Here is a 24,217-nt window from a genome sequence, read left to right on the forward strand (position 1 = left end):
CATGTCGATATTTGCGCTTTCATGCCAATTGCTGACTTGATCGATTCAGCATTTGAATCGATCGAGTCATTCGATCGCTCGGGCGCGCGCGCCGTCCACCCCGGCGCCATGATGGCGCTCCACGTGCCGCACGAGAAACTCGACGGCGGCGCGCACGCCGGGCAACTGGCCGCGCCGGTGCGGCATCAGCAGCGTCGTCGTGACGGTGCCCGCCCGCCAGCCGGGCAGCACGCGCGCGAGCGCGCCGGACGCAAGTGCATCGCCAGCGATCCAGTCGGGCAGGCAGGCCATGCCGAGGCCGGCCATCGCAGCCTGCAGCAGCAGTGTCGATTCGTCGGCCAGCAGGCGGATGCGCGGCGCCACGTCGACGGTGTCGCCGCCGCGCTGCAGCCGCCACGGCTGCTGGCCCGGATGGAGCCCGTCGTGCCGCGAGAGGTCGGCCGGTTCGTCCGGTGTGCCGGCACGCGCGAGATAGCCCGGCGACGCAACGACGATGATCGGCGACGTCGCGAGCGGTCGTTGCACGAGCGTGGAATCGGGGAGCGGGGCGAAATGGCTGCGCACCGCGATGTCGAAACCTTCCTGAGCGATGTCGACGAGGCGGTCGCTCGCGTGAATCTGCAGCAGCAGCTTCGGGTGCGCGATGGCCAGCGCCGGCAGGCAGGGCGCGAGGATGTGCTGCGCAACCGGCACCGAGCTCGTGATGCGCACGATGCCGGCCGGTTCGGCGGCCTGCCGCAGCACCGCGTCGCGCGCGCTTTCGGCCTCGATCACGGCCGCGCGCGCATGGTCGAAGAACTCGGCGCCCACCGGCGTCAGCCGGAAGCTGCGCGACGTGCGATGCACGAGCCGCGCGCCGAGCGTGCGCTCGAGCTCGGCAACGCGCTTGCTCACCGTCGATTTCGGCAGGTCGAGCCGGCGCGCGGCCGCCGACATGCTGCCTGCGTCGACCGCCTGCACGAACAGATAGAGATCGTTCAGATTCACTGTCAGCGTCTACAAAAAGAAACGACGGGTTTCGATTCTAACGGCTACTGCGTCATCGTTCGCCGTGGGAGCATGACCGCTCGTTCAACTTTCCGCGGAATACCCCGATGTCCCCGATCCTTCTCTACGGCGTTCCCGCCGGCTGCTCGTTCGGCTCGATCGTCGCGCTCGAATGGGCCGGCCACCCGTACCGGCTGTCGCGCATCACGATGCCGGGCCTCGTGACGAGCGACGCGTTCCTCGCATTGAACCCCGTCGCCGAGACGCCGGCGTTCGTGACCGCAAACGGCGACGTGCTGACCGAAAGCCTCGCGATCCTCGGCCACATCGGCGTGCAGGCGCTCGACAGCGGCCTCGCGTTCCGCCAGGGCAGCGTGGATTTCGACCGGCTGAACCGGATGCTGGCCTGGTTGAACACGACGTTCTTCAGCGCGTTCGGCGCGCTCTGGCATGTGTACGAACACGGCAGCGAAGGCGCCGAGAAAGCGGCCTTGCAGGCATACGGCCGCGGCAAGGTGCTGAAGGCGCACCGGCAGCTCGAGGCGCTGCTCGCGCGAGGCGAGGGCCCATGGCTGCTGGGCGCGCAGCGCACGCTGGCCGACGCATACTTCGCCGGGCTCGCCCGCTGGGCCGACTATCACGCGGTGTTCGAGCGCGACGCGTTTCCACGCATCGCCGCGCTGCGTGCGCGGCTCGCCGACGACGCAGGCGTGCGCTTCGCGCACGCAGTCGAGGAAAACCTGCCGCTGCCGGCGTCGCTGGCGTTCGAAGGACATGTGTCGCTCGACGACGTGCTCGCAAGCGCGCACGGCCTGGCGATTCCGGTCCGGACGATCTGATCGCGCAAAGGGTGGGTGGGGGGGGGCTGGTGATATTTTTACCCGGATGATATTGACATCCAATTTATACCCGGATAAAAATAGCGCCATTCCGATTCCTGCCTGCGGGCGACCACGATGACAACTTCCACGCTCCTTCCTTCGTACACGGCCTTCGACGGCCACCGGCGGCTCGCGTCGGGCCCGCTCGCGACGGTCGCACTCGCGGTCCGGCAAGCCGGCGATGCAATGTCCGGCACGATCCTGATCTTCGACGACGCAACGGGCCGCTCGATCGACCTCGACCTGCGCGGCACGGCGGACGATATCCGCGCGAGCTATGCGCCGCCGCCGGGCGACGCGTCGGGTGCCGCCGGCGAGCCGGCCGGCGCGGGCGAGCAGCGCGGCCGCGGCCGGCCGAAGCTCGGCGTCGTGTCGCGCGAGGTCACGCTGCTGCCGCGTCACTGGGAATGGCTCGGCGCGCAGCCGGGCGGCGCGTCCGTCGCGCTGCGCAAGCTCGTCGAGGACGCGCGGCGCACGCATGCGGAGGCCGACCGGCGCCGCGACGCGCAGGCGCGCGCGTACCACTTCATGTCGGCGATGGCGGGCGACCTGCCCGGTTTCGAGGAGGCTGCGCGGGCGCTGTACGCGAACGACGCGGTACGGCTGGCCGAGCTGGTCGCCGGATGGCCGGACGACATACGCGACCATGCGCTCGCGCTGGCGCGCGGCGACCTGCCGCCGTTCGCCGAAGACTGCTGAAGGAACGTCCGACGCGATGACCACATTCGATCTGAACCGCGGCGCGATCGCGCCGGTCGCCGACGAGGTCGATCTCGTCGACCTGCGCGTGACCGGCGCCATCCCGCGCGAACTCGACGGCACGCTGCTGCGCAACGGCCCGAATCCGCCGGGCGGCCGCTTCGAAGGGAACGACGTGCTGTCGTGGTGGCCGGAAGCCGCGATGCTGCACGCGATCGCGTTCGAACACGGCCGCGCGGCCGGCTACCGGAACCGCTGGGCGCGCACGCGCCGCTGGGCCGCCGTGCATGCGCCCGCGCAGGCGCCGCATCTGCCGGACACCAATCCGAACGTGAACGTGCTGCAGCACGCCGGCGAATTGCTCGCGCTGGCGGAGGGCGGCGCGCCGTTCGCGATCACCGCCGCGCTCGATTCGCGCGGCGTGTCGGAGCGGCATGCGGGTTTCGACGGCGGGATGACCGCGCATCCGAAGGTCGATCCGGAAACGGGCGAACTGATCGCGTTTCGTGCGGACTGGCGCGCGCCGTGGCTGCGCTACGGCGTCGTCGACGCGCAGGGCGTGCAGCGCGTCGATATCGCGCTCGACGTGCCCGCGCCGTCGATGATGCACGACCTCGCGATCACGGAAACCCGCAGCCTGCTGCTCGACCTGAACGTCGGCTACGACTTCTCGATGCTGAAAGACGGCCACCGGATGCCGCTGCGCTGGCACGACGACCGGGCCGCGCGCATCGGCGTGATCGCGCGCCACGGCGGCGACGTGCGCTGGTTCGGCATCGAGCCGTGCTTCATCCAGCACGTCGTGAACGCGTACGACTGCGACGAATCGTGCATCGTGCTCGATGCGGTGCGCTATCCGTGGTACCTGCGGCTCGACGCGCGTACGGGCCGCTTCGCCGACAACCCGGTCGGCGAGCTGTGGCGCTACGTGATCGATACGGCGAACGGGCTGATCGACGAAGGGCCGCTCGACGACGGCGGCATCGAGCTGCCGCGGATCAACGAAAGCCGGACGGGGCGCCGCTACCGCTATGTGTATGCGGCCGAGCAGCCGAACAATACGGAAATGCGCGGCGTGATGCGCTTCGACCACACGCGCGGCACGACGACGCGCTACGCGGTGCCGGCCGGCGACCAGAACGGCGAGCCCGTGTTCGTGCCGCGCCCGGGCGGCGTCGACGAAGACGACGGCTGGCTGCTGGTGATGGTCTACCGCGCGGCGACGGATACGAGCGACGTCGTGATCCTCGATGCGCGCGCGATCGATGCGGGGCCGGTCGCGACCGTGCACCTGCCGCGCCGCGTGCCGGCCGGCTTCCACGGCGCGTGGGTGCCGCGCGTGCGCTGAGCGGCCGTGCGCGTCACTGCGCGCGCAGCGCGTCGACGATCTTCAGCCGCGCGGCGCGCATTGCCGGCAGGAATCCGCCGACGAGCCCCATCACGAGCGAGAACATCAGCGTCTTCACGACGATCGCGGGCGTCAGCACGAAACGGAACGACAGGTCCGCGAAGGTCTGGAAGTTGGTCGTCGAGAACGACGCGAACTGCATCAGCGACGCGCACGCGAGCCCCGCGACGCCGCCGACGAAGCCGAGCAGCAGCGCTTCCAGCAGGAACGCGGCGAGCACGCTCATGCGCTTGAAGCCGAGCGCGCGCAGCGTGCCGATCTCGGCGACGCGGTTCGCGACCGACGCATACATCGTGATCATCGCGCCGATCATCGCAGCGATCGAGAAGATCGTCGACAGCGTGATGCCGAGGATGTTGATGAACTTCGACAGCGCCTTCGACTGGTCGCCGTAGAAGGTCTGCTCGCGCTTCGCCTCGTCGGTCAGCCGCGGGTCGACGTCGATGTCGGCCTTGAAGCGCGCGAAGCCGTCGGCGCTCGGGATGCGCAGCACCATCGACGAATAGCTCGTGCGCCGGAACGACTGCATCAGCTGGTCGACGTCGCCCCAGATCTCCGAATCGAAGCCGCTGCCGCCCGCGTCGAAGATGCCGACGATGGTCCAGTCGCGCTGCGCGAAATGCAGGCTGTCGCCGAGCTGCGTGCTGCTGAAGCCTTTCGCGATCGCGCTGCCGACGATGATTTCCGACGAGCCGGGCGCGAACATGCGGCCGGCCGCCAGCTTCACGTGCGGGCGCAGCGCGAGGCCGGACGGCGACACGCCGCGGATCACGACGTTCGACGGCTTGCCGCTCGACGTCTTCACGAGCGAGATCAGCACCACGGCTTCCTTCGACACGAGCGGCCGGCCGTCGGGGCCGAGCGCGACGGCCGGGTGCATCTCGAGCGCGTTGGCCTGCTGGTGGTCGATCGAACTCTGGATCTCGGTCTCGGCGCCCTTGCGGATCACCACGGCGTTGTCGGGTTCGCCGGTCGACACGAGCGTCTGGGTGAGCCCCGCGTCGAGCATCTGCACCGTCGCGAACACGAAGATCACGAGCGCCATCCCGCCCGCGGTGAGCGCGGTGGTGAGCCGCCTGGTCCACAGGTTGCGCGCGATGTAGGTAAGCGGGATCGTCATGCGCGTGCCTACCCGATCGCCCGCAGGCCTTCGACGACGCGCACGCGCGCCGCCTGCCACGCCGGCACGATCGCGGCCGCGACGCCGACCGCGACCGAGCACGCGGCCTGCAGCACGACCGTCTCGGCCGACACCCTGAACACCGGGAAGATGCCACCGGCCGCCTGCTTGAACAGGCTCGCGGCGGGCGGCGTCGCGAGGATCCCGAGCCCGCCGCCGGCCACCGCGATCACGACCGATTCGCCGAACACGATCAGCGCGAGGAAGCCGGGCCCGAAGCCGAGCGCTTTCAACGTCGCGTATTCGGCCGTGCGTTCGCGCGCGCTCATCGCCATCGCGTTGGCCATCACGGCCATGATGATCAGGATCACCACGTACGACACCAGGCGGATCGCCGCGATGATCTGGTTCGACATCGCGACGAAGCCGAGCTGGAACGCCTGCTCGGTCTCGGTCAGCGTCTCGGCGAGCGAGTTCTTGAACACGGCGTCGACGTTGCGCGCGATCGTCGCGCCGTCGTCCGGGTTCGCGACGCCGAGCACGAATACGCCGACCTGGTCGGCTTGTTTCGGCGTGCGCTTCCGTACCGTCTCGTTCAGGTAGTCCCAGTGGAACACCATCTGGCGCGTGATCGTCGAATCGTCGCGGCCATCGAGGATCCCGCGCACGACGAAGTCCCACGTACCGGGATAGATCGTGCCCTTCAGCGGGATCACGTCGCCGATCTTGAAGCCGAACTGCGTCGCGAGCTGGCGCCCGACCAGGCAGCCGCGGCGGTCGCGGTTGTAGTCGGCGCGCTGCTGCGCCGGGATGATGAATTCCGGATACAGGTCGAGATAGTTCTCCGACACCGCGAAGCTCGCGAAGAAGTTCTTCGGGTCGCGGTAGATGCCGCCGAACCAGTTCGAGCGGACCACGGCCGTCACGCCGTCGATGCCGCGTATCCGGTTCTCGTAGCTGACCGGCAGCGGAAACACGAGCGAAATCGCATTGCGCGTGACGAGCCGTCCGCTGGACGCGGCGGCCGCGCCCGCGTACCACGCGTCGACGACGGTATGCAGCAGCCCGAACGCCAGCACCGCGATCGTGAGCCCGAGCACGGTCAGCAGCGTGCGCAGCCGGTGCCGCAGCGCGTTGCGCGCGATCAGCTTCAGCACGTACATCGCGCGCGCTCCCGCAGCCGGTCAGCCGGCGTGCCCATCGATCAGCTCCCCTTTTTCCAGATGCACGACCGATCGCGCGGCGTCGGCCGCGTGCGCGTCGTGGGTCACCATGATGATCGTCTTGCCGAGCTCGGCATTCATCCGCTGCAGCATCGCGAGCACGTCGGTGGCCGACGCGCGGTCGAGGTCGCCGGTCGGCTCGTCGGCGACGATCAGCACGGGATCGGTGATCAGCGCGCGCGCGATCGCGACGCGCTGCTGCTGGCCGCCCGACAGCTCGGACGGGTAATGGGTCATCCGGTCGCCGAGGTTCACCATGTCGAGCACGAGCTCGACGCGCTCGCGCCGCTCGCGGCGCGACAGGTGCGTGAGCATCAGCGGCAGCTCGACGTTCTCGAACGCGGTGAGCACGGGCATCAGGTTGTAGAACTGGAAGATGAAGCCGACGTTCGCCGCGCGCCATTCGGCTAGCTGCGCCTCCGCGAGCTGCGAGATGTCGAGGCCGCCTACGCGCAGCTCGCCGCTGTCGGGCCGGTCGATGCCGGCCACCAGGTTCAGCAGCGTGCTCTTGCCGGAACCCGACGGCCCCATCAGCGCGACGAAGTCGCCTTCGCCGATATCGAGCGTGATGTCGGTCAGCACGGGCACGATCTGGTTGCCGCGCCGGTACGACTTCGCGACGTGGCTGATCTCGACGAGGGGCGGCGGTGCGTCGTTCACGCTGGCGCTACTTCTTCGCGACGGCCACTTTCGCGCCGTCCTTCAGCTTCGCGCCCGGCGCGAGCACGACCGTATCGCCGGGTTTCACGCCGCGGATCGCGACCAGCTCGCCGATTCGCATGCCGGTGGTCACGGCCGCCGCGCGCACGGTGTCGTCCTTCACGACGAACACGACCGGCCGGCCGTCGCGCTCGACGACCGCGCTCGCCTGCACGGCCGTCACGGGCTGTCGGTCCTGCGCCGACACGGGCTTCGACAGGAACGCGATCTTCGCGCTCATGTCGGGCAGCACGCGGTCGTCGCGGTCGACGAAGCGCACCTTCACGAGCACGGTGGCCTTCGAGCGGTCGACGGTCGGCACGATGCGCGACACGCGACCCGCGAAGCGCAGGTCGGGCAGCGCGTCGAGCTGGATCTCGCACGGCTGCTCGGCGCGGATCTTCGCGATGTTCGATTCGGCGACGTCGGCCTCGACTTCGAGCGTGTCCATGTCGGCGATCGTCACGACTGCGCCCTTGCTGTCCGATGCGGACGAGAACGGCGTGATGTTGTCGCCGACGTTCGCATGCTTCGCGAGCACGATGCCGTCGAACGGCGCGCGGATCACCGTCTGGTCGACCGCGACCTGCGCGGCCTGCGCATTGGCGTCGGCGGACGCGATCGCGGCTTCGCCGCTGTTGAGCGACGCGCGCGCCTTGTTCACGCGGGCCGTGTCGATGTCGAGCTGCGCGGCCGGCACGGCGCCCTTCGGCGCGAGTACCGCGGTGCGGCGCAACGCGATTTCGGCGTCCTTCAACTCGGCCTGCTGCACGCCGAGGTTCGCGCGGGCGACCTTCGCCTGGGCGAGCGCCTGTGCCCGCGACGCCTCGACGTCGCGGCTTTCGAGGCGCGCGATGATCTCGTCCTTCTTCACACGCGTGCCTTCGAGCACGCCGAGCCATTCGACGCGCCCCTGGCCCTTCGACGCGACCGCGGCCTTGCGCTGCGGCACGACGTAGCCGGTCGCATTGAGCTGCGTGTCGTTCTGGTACGGGTAGGCGGACGTGACGGACGTGGTTTCGACCGTCGGCCGGCCGGTGAGCGCGACGCCGGCGACGATCGCGACGATGACGAGCGCGGCTGCGACCGCATAGCGGACCCACCGGCGCCGCCGTGGCACCGGCGCGATCGGACGCCGGTCGATTTTCAGTTTGTCCAGATTGTGATCGGGCAATTTGAGCGCCTCGCGACGCGGCGGTCTGGCGACCGGCCGCGATCCGGTTTCCGGGGAAAGGGACGGATGGACGCCCAGTATAGCGTCGCGGGGCAGCGCGCGAGAGCCGGTTTGCCAGGCCGCCGCGGCTGCCGGCGGACGGGCCGCGCGATGCCGGATACGCATGCCGGGGCGGCCGGAAACCGACGTCGTCGGGGAAAACCCGAGAGGCGCAAGCCGCGTGTCAACTTGCCGCGAAGGCGGCGCGTTATGGAGCCAGTACGTCAGTCTTTGTCGCGGCGAAACGGCGCAAGCCGGCCGCCCGGCGGCGACCGGAAACCCCGGCGCGACTGGCGTTCCGATGCGAATGCCTCGCATCTCTTACCGGTACGTTTGACTTTTTCTCCGCTAAAGGAAGAACAATGAAGAAGACGCTCGCTTCGATCATGACCGCAGCATTCGCACTCGCATCGGTTTCGGCATTCGCACAGGAGTCGGCGTCGTCGCCGGCAGTCGGTGCGGCTCCCGCTTCCGCACCGGCGAAGAAGGATCACAGCAAGCCGAAGCACCAGCTGAAGACCCACGGTTCGGCGAAGGGCAAGGCGAAGGCCGCCGCCGCTTCGGCTGCAGGCACGAACGACAAGGGCACGCAGAACTAAGCGATTCGCCCGGGGCCGGCGCTGCCGGCCGCCCGTCGAAAAACCCCGCATGCTCCGGCATGCGGGGTTTTGTTTTTTCAGGCGTCGCCGGGGCTGGCCGGCGGCGCCGGCGCGCGCATCGCGTCGACCACCGACCGCATGCGCCGCCAGTGCGAGCCTTCCCAGAACACGCGCCGGCAGACGTCGCACGCGGCAAAGCGCCGGTGCCGCTGCCGGACCCCGTCCGGCACGTGCGGCGCGGCGGCCTCCGCGTCGAGCGGATGCAGCGGCGCATTGCAGCGCAGGCACAGCCGGAACGGCCGCATGTGCGGCGCGAGATCGAGCCGTTCGAACAGTTCGCGCAACTGGTCGGCCGGCTGCACCGCGTGCAGGTAGCAGCCTCGCGCGACCGCGCGCCGCTTGAGCAGCTCGCGGTCGCGGGTCAGCACGACCCGGCCCTCGCGGCCGGCGAGCGCCGCGAGCTCGTCGTCGCGGTAGTGGTTGTCGTAGCAGGTGTCGAAGCCGGCGAGGCGCAGCAATTGCGCGAGGCCGCCGAGATGCGCGTCGGCGACGAAGCGCCATTGTTCCGGTTGCGGCGCGGTTGCACCGTTTACCGCCGGCTGCGCGCGCTCCGGAAAGGCTTCGACACGGTCGCCGTCGTCGAGCGGCCGGTCGAGCGCGGCCGGCGCGTCGTTCACGCGGAGCCGGCCGATTTCGGTATGCGGGACGCCAAGCGCCTCGATCGCATGCTTCACCGTCGCATCGCGCGCGCACGCGTGCCCGAACGCGCGGTCGCGCTGCGCGCGCGGGAGAAAGGCGTTCAGTTCGCCGTGGAAGCGGAAGGTCGCGGTCGCCATCCGTGCAGTATCGCACCGCGCCCGGCCGACGGCAGGCGCTGCAGACGGCCGGCATCTGTGTTTAACTCGCGGCTTCACGGAGCGAAGGAGCGGGCAATGGATCTCGGGTTTATCGGGCTGGGCGAAATGGGGCAGGCGATCGCGACGAACCTGCTGAAGGCGGGGCACACGGTGCGGGTCTGGAACCGGTCGCGCGAGCGGGCCGAGCCGCTCGCGGCATTCGGCGCGCAGATTGTCGACACGCCGGCCGACGCGTTTCGCGGCGACGCGGTGTTCTCGATGCTCGGCGACGACGCGGCCGCGCGCGCCGTGTTCGACGACGCGCTGCTCGCGCAGGCGCCGCGCGGCCTGATCCACGTGAACATGGCGACGGTGTCGGTCGCGCTCGCCGAATCGCTTGCGCATGCGCACGCGTCGCGCGGCATCGATTACGTCGCCGCACCGGTGATGGGGCGGCCCGACGTCGCGGCCGCCGCACGCCTGACGATCATGGCGGGCGGCCCGGCCGAGGCGATCGACCGCGTGCAGCCGTTGTTCGACGCGATCGGCCAGAAGACCTGGCGGTTCGGTTCGCTGCCGCAGCACGCGAACGTCGCGAAGATCGCGGCGAACTTCACGCTCGCGTCGGCGATCGAGACGCTCGGCGAGGCGTCCGCGCTGCTGGGCGCACACGGCGTCGCGATGCGCGACTTCCTCGACGTGATCACGAGCAGCGTGTTTCCGGGGCCCGTCTACGAAGGCTACGGCTCGATGATCGCCGAGCGTCGCTACGAGCCCGCGCGCTTCAAGGCGCGCCTCGGGCTGAAGGACGTCCGGCTCGCGCTGGAGGCCGGCGACGCCACGTCGGTGCCGCTGCCGGTGGCGAGCGTCGTGCGCGACAGCCTGCTCGATGCGCTCGCGCACGGCGGCGGCGAGCAGGATTTCGCGGTGCTCGGCGAAGTCGCGCTGCGCCGCGCGGGCCGTTGATCCCGGGCGCGACAGGAGCGCGGCGCGCACGGCATAATCGGCGTTTCGTCTTTCTACTTTCTTTCACGCAGAGGCGGGCATGAACTTGCATACGTGGTGGCTTTTCGTGGCGACGGTGTTCGTCGTGTCGGCGATTCCGGGCCCGAACATGCTGCTCGTGATGACGCATGGCGCGCGGCACGGGCTGCGGCGCTCGTCGGCGACGATGGCCGGCTGCCTGAGCGCGCTGGTGCTGATGCTGTCGGTATCGGCGGCGGGCCTCGGCGTGTTTCTCGAAGCGTGGCCGACGATGTTCAACGCGCTGCGCTTCGCGGGCGCGGCCTACCTGATCTATCTCGGCGTGAAGGCGTGGCGGGCGCGCGTCGACGATGCGCCGTCGGCCGCCGACGTCGAAACCGTGTCGCGCCAGGCTGCGTCGGCATCGCGCTGGGTACTGTTCCGCAACGGCTTCCTGGTCGCGGGCAGCAACCCGAAGGCGATCCTGTTCGCGGCCGCGCTGCTGCCGCAGTTCATCAACGCGGCCGAGCCGACGCTGCCGCAGTTCGGCATCCTCGTCGTCACGTTCGCGGTGATCGAGGTGAGCTGGTATCTCGTCTACGCATCGTTCGGCACGCGCATCGGCGCGACGCTGAAGAGCCAGAGCGTCGCGAAGATCTTCAACCGGCTGACGGGCGGGTTGTTCGTCGGCTTCGGCGCGATGATGGCGCTGGTCCGTCACTGATCCCGGGCTGACTCAGGCGCGCCGAACGCCCCGTCCCTCGCAAGGGGGCGGGGCGTTCGTCTTTTTGCGTCCGCTTCACGTTCGCTCATGCACGCGGGCGAGTCGACGCCGCCGCGCCGGCCAGGCGCCCGGCCGAGAGGCCGAATGCGGCGGCCGCACCGGCGAACGCGAACCCGACGCCGCACACCGCACTCCATCCGCCCGATGCCCACGCGCTGCCCGCGAGCGCCGCGCCGAGCGCGCCGCCGACGAAGAACAGCCCGACGAACAGTCCGTTCAGGCGACCGCGCGCGGCCGGGCTCAGCAGGTTGATTTCGCGGCGGCCGATTGTCTGGTCGACGATGACACCCGCGTCGAGCAGCGCCGCGCCGCCGGCGAGCAGCGCCAGTGCGAGACCGCGATGTGCATGCGCGTCGAAGCCGAACCAGCCGGCGCCCGCGATGCCGAGCACGATGAGCGCCGCGAGCATCGTGCCGTGCGCGATCCGCTGCGCGGCAGGGCCGTATCCGCGGTCGCCGGCGCGGCCGGCGAGCGGCGTGACGATCGCGCCGCTGGCGCCGGCGAACGCGAACAGCGCGATCCCGTGCAGGTCGAGGCCGAACGGCGGCTGCGCGAGCCGCAGCCCGACGGCGGTCCAGAACGCGCTGAACGCGGCCATCGCGAGCGCGGCCGACAGCGCATGCCGGCGCAGCACCGGTTCGTCGGCGAGCAGGCGCCCCATCGACGCGAGCAGCGCGCGATAGCCGGCCGTGATCGACGGCGTGCGCGACGGCAGGCGCAGCGCGAGCACGACGGCGATCGCCGCGTTCGCGAGCGCGGCCAGCGCGTAGAACGCGCGCCAGCCGGCCGAGCCCGCGATCAGGCTCGCGAGCGGCCGCGACAGCAGGATGCCGAGCATCAGCCCGCTCATCACGTTGCCGACCGCGCGGCCGCGCTGCGCTTCGGGCGCCATCGACGCGGCCATCGGCACCAGCATCTGGATCACGCTCGACGCGGCGCCGGCTGCGAGCGTCGCCAGCAGGAACACGGAGCCCGACCGCGTGAACGCGGGCAGCGCGAGCGCAGCCGCGCATGCAACGAGCGTCGCGACGATCAGGCGGCGGTTCTCGAGCAGGTCGACCAGCGGCACGAGCAACACGAGCCCGGCCGCGTAGCCGAGTTGCGGCAGCATCGCGACGAGGCCGGCGAGGCCCGCCGGCAGGTGCAGGTCGGCGCTGATCGGGCCGGTCAGCGGTTGCGCGGCGAACAGGTCCATCACGATCACGCCGACCGTCGCGGCGAAGAACAGCGTCATGCCCGCGCTCAGCGCGGGCGGCGCGTCGGCGGGCGTGCGAACGGCGGCGGGACGGGAGTCGGCAGGGCAGTTCATCGGAAGCCTGGGGTGCGGGTCGAAGGAACTCCCATCGTAGGTGGCTGATGTTTATGCGACAATTGAAATATGTCTAACATGATTATGCGAGTTTGTTTTGAATACGCGTGATCTCCTGGCGTTCGTCGCGGTGGTCGACAGCGGGTCGATGGTCGCCGCGGCCGCAAAGCTCCACCTGACGCAGCCGGGCCTGACGCGGCGCGTGCAGAATCTCGAAACGCTGCTCGGCATGCCGCTGCTCGAACGACAGAGCAAGCCGCTGAAGCCGACCGCCGCCGGGCGCGACGTCTATGCGCTCGCGCGCAACGTGCTGGGCGCGGTCGACGAACTGATGGCGGCGGGGGCGCCGGACAGCGAGCCGTCGGGCGAGCTGCGCATCGGCGTCCCGCCGTTCCTGTCCGAGCTGGCGCTCGAGCGGCCGATCGACCGGCTGCGCGACGCGTTCCCGCGCCTGACGCTGCGCGTGACGGCCGGCTGGTCGCCGGCGCTGATGCAGGGCATCGAGCGCGGCACGCTCGACGTCGCGGCCGTGATGGTGCCGGCGAGCGCGGTGCTGCCCGACGCGTTCACCGCGACGCTGCTCGCCACGCAACCGACGGTGCTCGTCGCCGCGCGCGACTTTCCGCTGCCGGACGGTCCGCTGTCGCTCGACACGCTGTCGGGTTTTCCGTGGGTGCTGAGCCAGGACGGCTGCGGGATGCGCTCGGCGCTGAGCCGCGCGCTCGGCGCGGCCGGACTGCCGTTCGACGTCGCGGTCGAGGCATTCGGCTCGGAGCTGCAACTGTCGCTCGTCGCGCGCGGCGCCGGCATCGGGATCGCGCCGCCGAACGCGCTGGCGCGCAGCGCGCATCGCGATGCGCTGAGGGTGGTGGAAACGGCGGGGCTGGAGACGCGGATCAACGTATGGATCGTGCACGGCGCGCTGCCGGGCCGGCTGGTGCGGCCCGTCGCGCTGCTGCGCGACGCGCTGGCCGAGGTGCTGGACGGGGAGATCGGGAAGGGGTCAGAAGCCAGCGAAGCGATTTAGAGCCGGCGTTCGAGGGAAAATCCTTATTTTCTCTACGGAAATGTTGCATTGCGGAAACCGATTCGCTATAGTGGCACCTGTCTCCTCCATGTCTCCTCTGATATGGATTCAGCCCGCCTCTTAGGCGGGCTTTTTTTTGCCTGCGATTTTGCCGCGGCGTTCCATTCTTTCCATTCGTCGTCCGTCGCCGGGCTCAGAACTTGTACGTCATCCCGACGTAGCTGATGATCGGGTCGGCCTTCAGGTCCGATTTCGACTCGGCCAGCACCGAACCGTCGGCCGCCTTGATCGTCACCGTCGACGTCGTCTTCAGCGGGATATACGTCACCGACGCGATCAGCCCGAAATGCTCGGTCATGTTGTACTGCAGGCCCGCGTTGAACACCGGCTGCCATGACGACGACGCCTTCGCCTCCACCGATGTCGTCCCCGGCTTGCCCGCGCCCGCCGCGAGAATCGCGCCGAGGTTGTCCTGCGTCTGCTTGATGAAGTTCGTGTTGAGCTGCAGGTCGCTGAACCAGTTGTACGACACGCCGAGGCCGAGGAACGGCCGGAACTTCGCGGTCGCCTGCCCGAAGTAGTACTGCAGCAGCACGGCCGGGCTCCACTGCCGCACGCTCTTCACGATCGGGTTGACCGATGCCAGCCCGATGTTCTGCGTGCCGAGCGCGCCGGCCGGGCCGGGCGGCTTGATCGTGCCCTGGCCCGACACCTTGAACACCGGCGGCACGCCGGCCACCGACGTGACCGCGATATGGTCGGTCAGGAAGTGGCTGATCGTCAGGCCGACGGTGTCGGCGCCGCTCGTGCGCAACCCGGTGCCCGGCGACGTGAACGACGGCGGCAGCCGCAGCGGCGTGTTGATCGGCGTCGGCGCGACGTTGGTCGTCATCGGCGTGCTGCTCTGCTGCGGCATCACGTGGAACCAGCCCAGCGTGACGACGTTGCTGCCGGCGCTCTGCGCATGCGCCGCGAGCGGCGCCAGTGCGGCGGCGCCGGCCGCCGCGCAGAGAAGGGTTTTCTTCATCACGGCTTCCCTCCGCTTACTGGACGAACGCGCCGATCGTGAAATACGGCGTCGATCCCGCGTTATCGAGGAAACCGAACACGCCACCCGAGAAGATGAACTTGCCGGTCGGCGACGTGCTGCCCGAACCCGTGTGGATCGTCGTGACCGTGCCCGGCACCTTCTGCGTGTAGTCGAGGTCGAGCACTCGCGTGAGCGATGCCTGAGACGGCTGGAACGGATCGAGCAGCGTCGCCTGGGTGTTGATCAGCGCGGTGGTCCGGTAGTTGAACTCGCTGTCGACGCCGATGTACTCGCCGTTCTGCGAGCCGGCCGCGACCGCCGTCTGCGGCGCGAGGATCGAGATGCTCGATTCGTCGTCGGCGGTGAGGCCCGGCACGCCGTTGCTGTCCGGCGTCGGGTTCGGATTCGCGACACCGGTGCGCACGAGAATCGGCACAAGCTGGTTGCGCAGCTTGCCGACGATCATGAAGCCCTTGCCCTGCGGCGTCGCCGACAGCGTCGGCTTCAGCTGGCTGCGGTAGTTGTTCGACTGGAACGCGCCGCTGCCGTCCGCGGACTGCACGAAGTTCGTGCCCTGCTGCGTGCACGCGCCGCCGGCGAACTGGCCGGTCGTGTCGCACTTGGTCCACGAGCCGTCCGCGTTGATCGTCACCTTCGCGTCGATCGACGCGGGCGCGAAGTTCTGCGACGGCACCTCGCCGAAGCCGACATGGCTGTACGTGCCCGCGACTTTCGTGATGTCGGTCTCGATCGACGAGAAGCCGATGAACGGGTAGTACGGGAATTTCGTGTCGGGCACCGCGGCCTGGCCGAGCACGCCGCCGAACTGGATTTCCTTGCCGGGAATCGTGCCGCCGGCGACGCCGAAGCCGACGAAGATCCGTGCCGGGCGCGTCGAGTCGAGGCTCGCGCCGTTCAGCCGGAACGCGCACTGGTTCAGCTTGTTGGTCGGCAGCAGCGTTTCCTGCGTGAGCGTGCCGCTGTCGACGGTGCCCGCGCGGGTCGGCACGACGGTACCGGTCTTTTGCGGAACCGCCGATTCGACGTACGTCACCTGCCAGGTCATCTTGGTCGTGTCGAGCTGGACCTTGGCGAGTTCGCCGCTGCCCGCGCCGCCGGTAAACACGGTGCTGTAGTCGAGCGACGCGGGACAGAGCCGGTCTTCGACGAGCGGGGGCGGGTTGTCGCTGCCGCCGCCGCATGCGGAAAGAAGGGGGGCGGCAAAGGCCGCCGCCAGAATGAGGTTGCGCTTCATGTTGCTCCTCCAGATTTGTCTTGTGTGGCGGCCAGCTCCCTGTCGGCCGCTTCTGTTGCTTGTGCTCGTCCTGCGTACGCGGTGCCGCGCGCTTCGTCCGTCGCGCGGCGGCGGGTGTGCCGCCGCCGCGTCCTCGATCGCTACTTGCTGATCTGCGCGCCCACGCCGAAGTACGGTGTCGACGAAGTCGTCGAGTTCGACGACGTCGACGTGACGCCGCCGTTCACCGTGCCCTGCACGAGTGCCGCGTACAGCCCGCCCGTTGCGATCACCACGCCCGATGCTGACGGGTAGGTCGCGCCGCTCGGCGGCGTCGTCTTCGCGTTCAGCAGGCCCGGCGTCGCCTGGCCGTAGTCGAGCGTGAAGCCGTCTTCCTCGGCCTGCGTGGTCGGGTTGATGAACGATGCGTTGCTGCCGCGGATCAGGGCGGCCGTGTACTTGAAGTTCGAGTCCGCACCCGCGTAGCCGCCGTCGATCGAGCCCGACGTGATCGCCGTCGCCGCGCCGAGCACCGCGATGCCCGATTCGTCGTCGACCTGCGCGTCGAGGTGCAGCGGCGGCGTACCGAGGTTCACGTTGCCCGTGCGCACGATCACCGGCACCGTCGCGCCGTTGAGCTGGCCGATCACCATGTGCGCAGTCGCCGATTTACCGGTCGCGCCGACGATCGGCAGTTGCGTTTGCGGCAGCGTCTGCGGTGCCTTCGTGCTGTCGAAGTAGCCGCCGTTCGCGCTCGTCTTCCACGGATCGCCGGTCGTCTGGCAGCCGCCCGAACCGGACGACGTGCACGCGCCGTTCGCATCGAACGTCTCGCTCGAGTTCGATCCCTTCGTCGCGTAGTTGCCCGACGGCACGAGGTGGTAGATCAGCGCGTTGTACGTGCCCGGCAGCTTCGACAGGTCGGTCGTCGTGTTCGCGAAGCCGAGGAACGGATAGAAATCGAAGTGGCGGTTCGGCACCTGGCCGACGTTCTGCACGACGCCCGGGATGATCGTCAGCCCGTCGTACTGGATCGTCGCGCCGGGAATGCCGCCGCCCGCGACACCCATGCCGACGAGCAGCATCGGCGGGTTCGCCTGGTTGAAGTCGGCGGCCGTCGAATAGGTCGAGCCGTCCGGCGCGGGGCCCGTGCCCGGCGTGAGAACGAACGCGCAGCGCGTCTGCTCGGCGGTCGGCAGCGTGCCGGTCGGCGGGTGGATGACCTTGCCGGTGATCGTCGTGCCGACGCGGCTGGGCGTGACGGTGCCCGTCTTCAGCGGAATCGGCGATTCGAGCCACTTGAGCGTGTACGTCATCGCGACCGCGTCGATGTTGACGCTGACGATCTCGCCGCTACCGGCGCCGCCGAGATACGTGCTCTTCACGATGTCGGCGTTGGCCGGACACAGCGAACCGTTGACGGGCTGTGACGGCGGCGGCCCTTGCGTGCCGCAGCTCGATCCGGAACATTGGGGCGCATTGATCGGCGCGAGCGCGCCGCCGGAATCCCCCCCACCACAGGCAACCAGGAAAGGGGCAATGGCAAAGGCCGTTGCCACCCCCTTCGATAAGGCGTGCGACATGCCGCTGTCTCCAATCGTTTAATTGTGCGAGCTAATGTCGCTGCCTTGATTTTTGCTGTCAATTGATGAACTCGTCTAAAAAAGGCGATTGAAACGGATGCCGTGTTTTTAATCCTTGTCCGACATGGCATTCGGTAAGAATTAAAACGGATGAAGGGCTGCCGAAAGCTGCCGGAGTGGGGGATGTGCCGCGCCCGGGAGGCTGTCGAAGAGCCTTCGCGCGTATAACGGTGGCGTTTAAAGCGGGCGGTATCCGGTTTATCCCTATTCGGGATTGACTGGAGAAAGAAGGGGGCAATTAATTCGCTGGTAATCGCGCAATGGAAAGCTTGTAAATAATTGTAAATGCGCGAACAGAATTTTATTTATTGCCTGATATGGGTAAATAAAAAGCCGGCCAGCGGCCGGCTTTGCATCGCAAGAGAGGATGATCAGCGCGTGAGGCCCGCATCCTCGGCCGCGCCGATGCTGAGGTTCATGCACTGGATCGCGGCGCCCGACGCACCCTTGCCGAGGTTGTCGAGGCGCGCGACCGTGACGAAGCGTTCTTCGTTGCCGAACACGAACAGGTCGACACGGTTCGTGTCGTTGTTCGCCTGCACGTCGAAGAAGCCGCCATCGAGGTTTGCGTCCGCGTTGAACGGCGCGACGCGCACGAACGCTTCGTCCGCGTAGTACTCGGCGAACACGCGCTGCACGTCCTGCGGCGTCGCACGCTTCGCGAGCTGTTCGGGCGTGAAGTAGGTCGTCACCGCGAGGCCCTTCAGGAACGGGCCGACGATCGGCGTGAAGATCGGCGGGTTCGCGAGGCCCGTGTGCGCGGCCATTTCCGGCAGGTGCTTGTGCGTGAGGCCGAGTGCGTACGGGCGCGGGCTCGCGAGCTTGCCGCCCGGCGCCGCGTTCTCGTAGTCGGCGATCATCGACTTGCCGCCGCCGCTGTAGCCGGTGATCGAGTAGCTGTGCGCGGCGAACGTCGGCGCGACGATGCCCGCATCGACGAGCGGACGCATCGCGAGCACGAAGGCCGATGCGTGGCAGCCAGGCACCGCGATACGCTTCGACGTGCGAATCTTCTCGCGCTGCGCGCGGGTCAGTTCGGGCAGGCCGTAGGCCCAGTCGGCGCTCGTGCGGAACGCGGTGCTCGCGTCGATCAGCGTCGTGTTCGGGTTCTCGACGAGCGACGCCGATTCGCGCGACGCGACGTCCGGCAGGCACAGGAACGTGACGTCCGACGCGTTGATCAGGCGGCGGCGCTCGTCGACGTCCTTGCGCTTCGCCTCATCGATGCGCAGGATCTCGATGTCGTTGCGCGCCGACAGGTATTCGAAGATCTTGAGGCCGGTCGTGCCTTCCTGGCCGTCGACAAAAACTTTGGTGCTCATTTCGCTCTCACTGGATGAAACGGGGGCCCGCGCCCGGAGACCGCCATTTTAAGACGTCATCTGGCGCGCCTGCACCGCGCGGGGCGAAAAAAAGACGGCCGGCGGGCCGTCTTGTGTCCCTTTGATGCGTGACGGCGCGGGCGCCGGGGCGGGCTCAGCGGCTGCCGGCAACCCAGCGGGCCGTCGCTTCGGCGATGCGCCGGCCAAATACCTTCCCGGTCTCGAGGTCGCCCGGCAGCGGGCCTTCGTCGGGCGTCGCATCGGCCGGCGACTGCGCGAGCAGGCCCGTGGAGCCGCCGAGGTAGTTGATGTCGTTGCGCGTGGCCGCCTTCGAGTTGGCCGGCATCAGGCTCGTGCCGACCCACACCATCCCATGCTGCATCGACAGCGTGACGAAATATTGAATCGTCGAGAACTTGTCGCCGTTCATCGTCGCGGAGTTCGTGAAGCCCGCGGCGATCTTGTCCTTCCACTTCTGCGTGAACCACGCTTTCGACGTCGCGTCGGCAAACTGCTTGAACTGCGCCGACGGGCCGCCCATGTAGGTCGGCGCGCCGAAGACGATCGCGTCGGCCGCGTCGAGGGCGGCCCAGCCCGCGTCGTCGAGGTCGCCGACGGCGATCAGGCGTACGGCCGCGCCGGCGTCCTGCGCGCCCGCGTGAACGGCCTCGGCCAGTTTCTGCGTGTGACCGTAGCCGCTGTGATAGACGATGACGATGTTCGACATGAAGCGTTCTCCGGAAAGGGACGGGAACGGCAGCCGCAGCGGCCTGCCGGGTCACGCGTCGCCGGCGGGCGGCGCGACCGATGCGCGGCGTGTGATGCCGCGACCGGTGACGACGAGTCTAGCAAGCCGAAATGACGGGAAAACGCGCGCATGCGGCGCACTGAAATTCGCGGCGGCCGGCACGCGGCGTGGCGGCGTGGCGTCGCGTGGTGCCCGCTACTGCCGTCACTGCCCGTAGCTGACCGTGAATTGCGCGCTGCCGATCGCGAGCGTGCCGATCTCGTGCTCGAACATCGGCGCGGGTCGGCCCTGCGCGATGCGCAGGTCGTCGCCCTTCAGCGCGTAGACGGTGATCACGTAGCGGTGCGGCTTGCCGGGCGGCGGGCATGGGCCGCCGTAGCCGTCGATCCCGAAGTCGTTGCGCGCCTCGATCGCGCCGATGCGCCGCAGGAAGCCGGACGCGCTCGCGTCGGCGGGCAGGCTCGTGACCGTGGCCGGGATGCCCGCCACGGCCCAGTGCCACCAGCCGCGCCCGGGCGCGTCGGGATCGAAGATCGTGACCGCGTAGCTGCGCGTGCCGGGCGGCGGGTTGTGCCACGCGAGCTGCGGCGAGTGGTTCTTGCCCTTGCAGTCGCCGCGGTCGAACACGTTCGCGGCGCGGACGGGGCCGCCGGGCGTCAGGTCGTCGCTCGACACGATGAACGGGCCTTCCGCATGAACGGGCAGCGCCGCGAAGACGGCGGTGCAAACGAGGAGAGCGATGAACGGAGACGGGCGACCCGATGGCGCAGGCGGAGTGATCCGGCGATCCACACGCATATGGCGCTTCTCCCGTCACGTGGGCCGGACCGATGCTCCCGGCGTTGTTGGCGTTGTGCGTTGCCCGCGTAGCTGATGGCGGCGATGGATCAAGTCTAGCATTAGGGTTCGATGAGCGATGCACACCGCGACCCGCGGTCGCGACCGGTTCTTGCGCGGAACGACGGACGAAAAAAAGCCGCCTGCGATGAAGCAGGCGGCTTTTTCAGCCGGGGCGCCGGCATGCGTGCCGGCGCGGCGTCACTCCTGGGCGCCCGTCGCGCCGCCGTGCGCGGCCGACCACTCGGCCGGCGCGTGCAGGAATTTCTCGACTTCGTCGAGCGTCTTCGTCTCGAAGTAGCCCGAAGCCTTCGCGACGCGCAGCACGTCCCACCACGTCGCCAGCGCGTGCAGGTCGACGTCGATGTCCTTGAGGACCGACACGCTTTCCTTGAAGATGTCGTAGTGGAACAGCACGAAGCAGTGGTTCACCGTCGCGCCCGCGGTGCGCAGCGCGTTGACGAAGTTGATCTTGCTGCGGCTGTCGGTCGTCAGGTCTTCCACCAGCAGCACGCGCGAGCCTTCTTCCAGATGGCCTTCGATCTGCGCGTTGCGGCCGAAACCCTTCGGCTTCTTGCGCACGTACTGCATCGGCACCATCATCCGGTCCGCGATCCATGCCGCGAACGGGATGCCGGCCGTCTCGCCGCCCGCCACCGCGTCGATCTGCTCGAAGCCGATGTCGCGCGTGATCGTCGTTTCCGCCATTTCCATCAGCGCACGGCGCACGCGCGGATACGAGATCAGCTTGCGGCAGTCGATATAGACGGGGCTTGCCCAGCCGGACGTGAAGATGAACGGTTTTTCGGCGTTGAAGTGCACCGCCTGCACTTCGAGCAGGATTTTGGCGGTCGTATCCGAGATCGACTGACGATCGTAGCCTGTCATGGGCATTCCTTGGGTGTTGAGCGAGGAGCGGGCGCGGGCCCGGTGGCGCAGCACGGGAACCCGGCCGGGGGCTGGGGGCGCGATCGGAAGGCCGATCGCATCGCTGCGCGCGTAGCCGGCTATTTTACCCGATTCAGGCCGGTTTTCGGCGGAATTCGCGCGGGTTCGCGATGCCGCCCGCCACCGGCGAAACAAACGGGGGCGGATCGCTCCGATGCGATGCCGGGGATGCGGCGCTGCACCAACATGTGTCATGCGCGGGGTGTACACTAGGCGACCCTTAGAAATCGTTCAGTACTTTGTACTTTCCTCTTGCCACCCGCCAAGGTTCGATGGCGTGCCGACCCGGCGCGTCGCGTGCCGTCTCGCAGTCGACCATCCCCTCGATTCAAGCAGACGCGGCCGAAGGTGCTGTGTACTGAACCGTCAAAATTTCGCATGTCTCTCGCAGGTCAATCATGGACGAACAACTGAAGCAGGCCGCTCTCGCTTATCACCTGAACCCGAAACCCGGCAAGATTTCGGTCACCCCGACCAAGCCGCTGTCGAACCAGCTCGATCTGTCGCTCGCGTATTCGCCGGGCGTCGCCGCCGCGTGCGAGGCGATCCACGCCGATCCGCTCGACGCGCAGAAGTACACGTCGCGCGGCAACCTCGTCGGCGTCATCACGAACGGCACGGCCGTGCTCGGTCTCGGCAACATCGGCCCGCTCGCCGCGAAGCCGGTGATGGAAGGCAAGGGCTGCCTCTTCAAGAAATTCGCGGGCATCGACGTGTTCGACATCGAACTGTCGGAGTCCGACCCCGACAAGCTCGTCGAGGCGATCGCGATGCTCGAGCCGACGCTCGGCGGCATCAACCTCGAGGACATCAAGGCGCCGGAATGCTTCTACATCGAGCAGAAGCTGCGCGAGCGCATGAAGATCCCCGTCTTCCACGACGACCAGCACGGCACCGCGATCATCGCGTCGGCCGCAATCCTGAACGGCCTGAAGGTCGTCGGCAAGAAGCTGTCCGAAGTGAAGCTTGTGTGCTCGGGCGCCGGCGCCGCGGCCATCGCGTGTCTGGACCTGCTGGTGAACCTCGGCCTGACGAAGTCGAACATCCTCGTCGCCGATTCGAAGGGCGTGATCTACGAAGGGCGCGGCAATCTCGATCCGTCGAAGCAGCGTTATGCGGCCACGACCGACGCGCGCACGCTCGCCGATGCGATCGTCGGCGCGGACGTGTTCCTCGGCTGCTCGAGCGCGGGCGTGCTGAAGCAGGACATGGTCAAGACGATGGGCGACCGGCCGCTGATCCTGGCGCTCGCGAACCCGGAACCGGAAATCCGCCCGGAAGACGCGAAGGCCGTGCGCCCGGACGCGATCGTCGCGACCGGCCGTTCGGACTACCCGAACCAGGTCAACAACGTGCTGTGCTTCCCGTTCATCTTCCGCGGCGCGCTCGACGTCGGCGCGACGACGATCACGGAAGAAATGAAGCTCGCGTGCGTGCGCGCGATCGCCGAGCTGGCCCAGGAAACCGACCAGAGCGAGGAAGTCGCGAAGGCGTATGAAGGCCACTCGCTCGAATTCGGGCCGGAATACCTGATTCCGAAGCCGTTCGACCCGCGCCTGATCATCAAGATCGCGCCGGCCGTCGCACAGGCCGCGATGGATTCGGGCGTCGCGACGCGTCCGATCCAGGACATGGACGCGTACCGCGAGCAGCTCGGTGCGACCGTCTACCGCACCGGCATGGTGATGCGCCCGGTGTTCGCGACCGCGAAGAAGAAGCAGGCCCGCATCGTGTTCGCCGAGGGCGAGGACGAGCGCGTGCTGCGCGCCGCGCAGTTCGTGCTGCAGGAAAAGATCGCACAGCCGATCATCGTCGGCCGTCCGTCGGTCATCGAGATGCGCCTGCAGAAGATCGGCTCGAAGCTGAAGGCCGGTGTCGATTTCGAGATCGTCAATCCGGAAGACGACACGCGCTACCACCGCTACTGGCAGGCGTACCACGACATCGCCGCGCGCGACGGCGTGACGCCGGAAGTCGCGAAGGCCGCGATGCGCAAGTTCAACACGCTGATCGGCGCGATGCTCGTGCACCTGGGCGACGCGGACGGGATGATCTGCGGGATGATCGACACGTTCCACAGCCACCTGAAGTTCATCGAGCAGGTGCTGGGCCGTGCGAAGGGCGCCGAGCACTTCGCGGCGATGAACCTGCTGATGCTGCCGGGCCGCAACCTGTTCCTGTGCGACACGTACGTGAACGAGCAACCGAGCGCCGAACAGCTCGCCGACATGACGATCCAGGCCGCGGCCGAGATCGAGCGCTTCGGCATCACGCCGAAGGCCGCGCTGCTGTCGAACTCGAACTTCGGCAGCGCGCCGTCGTCGTCGTCGCGCCGCATGGCCGAGGCTCGCAAGCTGATCGTCGAACGTGCGCCGAACCTGGAAGTCGACGGCGAAATGCACGGCGACGCGGCGCTGTCGGAAGTGATCCGCAAGCAGGCCTTCCCGGGCACGACGCTGTCGGGCGAAGCGAACCTGCTGATCATGCCGAACGTCGAAGCGGCGAACATCGCGTACAACCTGCTGAAGATGGTCGGCGGCGAAGGCGTGACGGTCGGCCCGTTCCTGCTCGGCGCGGCGCAGCCGGTCCACATCCTGACGCCGGCCGCGACCGTGCGCCGGATCATCAACATGACGGCCGTTGCCGCCGCGAACGTGAACACGAAGTAAGTTCGCGCCCGCGTGCGCCGCGCTTCAGGCGCGGCGCA

Annotated in this window: 22 protein-coding genes; 8 read left to right on the forward strand and 14 right to left on the reverse strand. The window is 68.5% G+C overall.

Annotation, left to right across the window (positions count from 1 at the left end):
• Positions 1–66: 66 nt before the first annotated feature.
• A complete protein-coding gene (locus KVT39_RS21635; protein ID WP_306795595.1) occupies positions 67–993 on the reverse strand; it encodes a LysR family transcriptional regulator in 927 nt (308 codons plus the stop codon).
• Positions 994–1,094: 101 nt separating this feature from the next.
• Between KVT39_RS21635 and KVT39_RS21640 the strand changes: the two genes are divergently transcribed.
• From KVT39_RS21640 to KVT39_RS21650, 3 genes are all read left to right on the forward strand, one after another.
• Positions 1,095–1,826, forward strand: coding sequence for a glutathione S-transferase family protein (locus KVT39_RS21640; RefSeq protein ID WP_131948792.1), 732 nt, complete (start codon positions 1,095–1,097; stop codon positions 1,824–1,826).
• Positions 1,827–1,943: 117 nt separating this feature from the next.
• Entirely contained in the window at positions 1,944–2,567 is a 624-nt protein-coding gene (locus tag KVT39_RS21645) for a DUF2239 family protein (RefSeq protein WP_217590161.1), read from the forward strand.
• 16 nt (positions 2,568–2,583) lie between these two features.
• Positions 2,584–3,915, forward strand: a complete 1,332-nt coding sequence (locus KVT39_RS21650; RefSeq protein WP_217590162.1) for a carotenoid oxygenase family protein — start codon at positions 2,584–2,586, stop codon at positions 3,913–3,915.
• Between the two features lie 13 nt (positions 3,916–3,928).
• On the opposite strand, the gene KVT39_RS21655 is transcribed toward KVT39_RS21650, so the two are convergent.
• Genes KVT39_RS21655 through KVT39_RS21670 form a run of 4 tightly spaced genes read right to left on the reverse strand, consistent with a single transcriptional unit; the run spans position 3,929 to position 8,191 of the window.
• Entirely contained in the window at positions 3,929–5,095 is a 1,167-nt protein-coding gene (locus tag KVT39_RS21655; protein WP_217590163.1) for an ABC transporter permease, read from the reverse strand.
• Between the two features lie 8 nt (positions 5,096–5,103).
• Positions 5,104–6,258: an ABC transporter permease gene (locus KVT39_RS21660; protein WP_131948796.1), complete on the reverse strand. Its 1,155-nt coding sequence runs from the start codon at positions 6,256–6,258 to the stop codon at positions 5,104–5,106.
• Between the two features lie 21 nt (positions 6,259–6,279).
• Positions 6,280–6,978, reverse strand: coding sequence for an ABC transporter ATP-binding protein (locus tag KVT39_RS21665; protein WP_034183940.1), 699 nt, complete (start codon positions 6,976–6,978; stop codon positions 6,280–6,282).
• A gap of 7 nt (positions 6,979–6,985) precedes the next feature.
• Complete coding sequence (locus tag KVT39_RS21670) at positions 6,986–8,191, reverse strand: efflux RND transporter periplasmic adaptor subunit (protein WP_034183941.1); 1,206 nt, start codon at positions 8,189–8,191, stop codon at positions 6,986–6,988.
• 401 nt (positions 8,192–8,592) lie between these two features.
• Between KVT39_RS21670 and KVT39_RS21675 the strand changes: the two genes are divergently transcribed.
• Positions 8,593–8,829 carry a hypothetical protein gene (locus tag KVT39_RS21675; RefSeq protein ID WP_034183942.1) on the forward strand — a complete coding sequence of 79 codons (237 nt, stop codon included), beginning with the start codon at positions 8,593–8,595 and terminating at the stop codon, positions 8,827–8,829.
• 77 nt (positions 8,830–8,906) lie between these two features.
• Here the strand turns inward: KVT39_RS21675 and KVT39_RS21680 are convergent, their stop codons facing one another.
• Positions 8,907–9,665: a Mut7-C RNAse domain-containing protein gene (locus KVT39_RS21680; RefSeq protein ID WP_034183943.1), complete on the reverse strand. Its 759-nt coding sequence runs from the start codon at positions 9,663–9,665 to the stop codon at positions 8,907–8,909.
• Here KVT39_RS21680 and KVT39_RS21685 point away from each other — a divergent pair.
• On the forward strand, positions 9,555–10,631 hold the full coding sequence (locus tag KVT39_RS21685; protein ID WP_265183309.1) for an NAD(P)-dependent oxidoreductase: 1,077 nt from the start codon (positions 9,555–9,557) through the stop codon (positions 10,629–10,631). The two genes, KVT39_RS21680 and KVT39_RS21685, sit on opposite strands and share 111 nt — an antisense overlap.
• A gap of 79 nt (positions 10,632–10,710) precedes the next feature.
• The gene (locus tag KVT39_RS21690) at positions 10,711–11,352 is read left to right on the forward strand and encodes a LysE family translocator (protein WP_034183945.1); all 642 of its coding nucleotides are present in this window, start codon (positions 10,711–10,713) and stop codon (positions 11,350–11,352) included.
• A gap of 85 nt (positions 11,353–11,437) precedes the next feature.
• Here KVT39_RS21690 and KVT39_RS21695 read toward each other — a convergent pair whose 3' ends face one another.
• Positions 11,438–12,721: an MFS transporter gene (locus KVT39_RS21695; RefSeq protein ID WP_034183946.1), complete on the reverse strand. Its 1,284-nt coding sequence runs from the start codon at positions 12,719–12,721 to the stop codon at positions 11,438–11,440.
• 97 nt (positions 12,722–12,818) lie between these two features.
• Here KVT39_RS21695 and KVT39_RS21700 point away from each other — a divergent pair, with 97 nt between their 5' ends.
• Positions 12,819–13,748: a LysR family transcriptional regulator gene (locus KVT39_RS21700; RefSeq protein WP_034183947.1), complete on the forward strand. Its 930-nt coding sequence runs from the start codon at positions 12,819–12,821 to the stop codon at positions 13,746–13,748.
• 193 nt (positions 13,749–13,941) lie between these two features.
• Here the strand turns inward: KVT39_RS21700 and KVT39_RS21705 are convergent, their stop codons facing one another.
• The 7 genes from KVT39_RS21705 to KVT39_RS21735 all read right to left on the reverse strand — a co-directional run bounded on the left by KVT39_RS21705 (position 13,942) and on the right by KVT39_RS21735 (position 21,450).
• Positions 13,942–14,775: an OmpW family protein gene (locus KVT39_RS21705; protein WP_034183948.1), complete on the reverse strand. Its 834-nt coding sequence runs from the start codon at positions 14,773–14,775 to the stop codon at positions 13,942–13,944.
• A 16-nt stretch (positions 14,776–14,791) separates the two neighbouring features.
• Positions 14,792–16,033 (reverse strand): DUF2957 domain-containing protein, encoded by a 1,242-nt coding sequence (locus KVT39_RS21710; protein WP_217590164.1) that lies wholly within the window; start codon positions 16,031–16,033, stop codon positions 14,792–14,794.
• 140 nt (positions 16,034–16,173) lie between these two features.
• On the reverse strand, positions 16,174–17,595 hold the full coding sequence (locus tag KVT39_RS21715) for a DUF2957 domain-containing protein (protein ID WP_175748179.1): 1,422 nt from the start codon (positions 17,593–17,595) through the stop codon (positions 16,174–16,176).
• Between the two features lie 431 nt (positions 17,596–18,026).
• Positions 18,027–18,977: an N-acetyl-gamma-glutamyl-phosphate reductase gene (gene argC, locus KVT39_RS21720; RefSeq protein ID WP_105393539.1), complete on the reverse strand. Its 951-nt coding sequence runs from the start codon at positions 18,975–18,977 to the stop codon at positions 18,027–18,029.
• Positions 18,978–19,131: 154 nt separating this feature from the next.
• A complete protein-coding gene (locus tag KVT39_RS21725; RefSeq protein WP_105393540.1) occupies positions 19,132–19,704 on the reverse strand; it encodes a flavodoxin family protein in 573 nt (190 codons plus the stop codon).
• Positions 19,705–19,929: 225 nt separating this feature from the next.
• Positions 19,930–20,523, reverse strand: coding sequence for a YbhB/YbcL family Raf kinase inhibitor-like protein (locus KVT39_RS21730; RefSeq protein ID WP_034183953.1), 594 nt, complete (start codon positions 20,521–20,523; stop codon positions 19,930–19,932).
• Between the two features lie 240 nt (positions 20,524–20,763).
• Positions 20,764–21,450 (reverse strand): orotate phosphoribosyltransferase, encoded by a 687-nt coding sequence (locus KVT39_RS21735; protein ID WP_034183954.1) that lies wholly within the window; start codon positions 21,448–21,450, stop codon positions 20,764–20,766.
• A gap of 458 nt (positions 21,451–21,908) precedes the next feature.
• On the opposite strand from KVT39_RS21735, the gene KVT39_RS21740 reads away from it, so the two are divergent.
• Positions 21,909–24,179, forward strand: coding sequence for an NADP-dependent malic enzyme (locus tag KVT39_RS21740; protein ID WP_034183955.1), 2,271 nt, complete (start codon positions 21,909–21,911; stop codon positions 24,177–24,179).
• The last annotated feature ends 38 nt before the right edge of the window (positions 24,180–24,217 follow it).

The sequence above is a fragment of the Burkholderia sp. GbtcB21 genome (genome assembly GCF_019091065.1).
In the GTDB taxonomy this organism is placed as follows: domain Bacteria; phylum Pseudomonadota; class Gammaproteobacteria; order Burkholderiales; family Burkholderiaceae; genus Burkholderia; species Burkholderia pyrrocinia_C.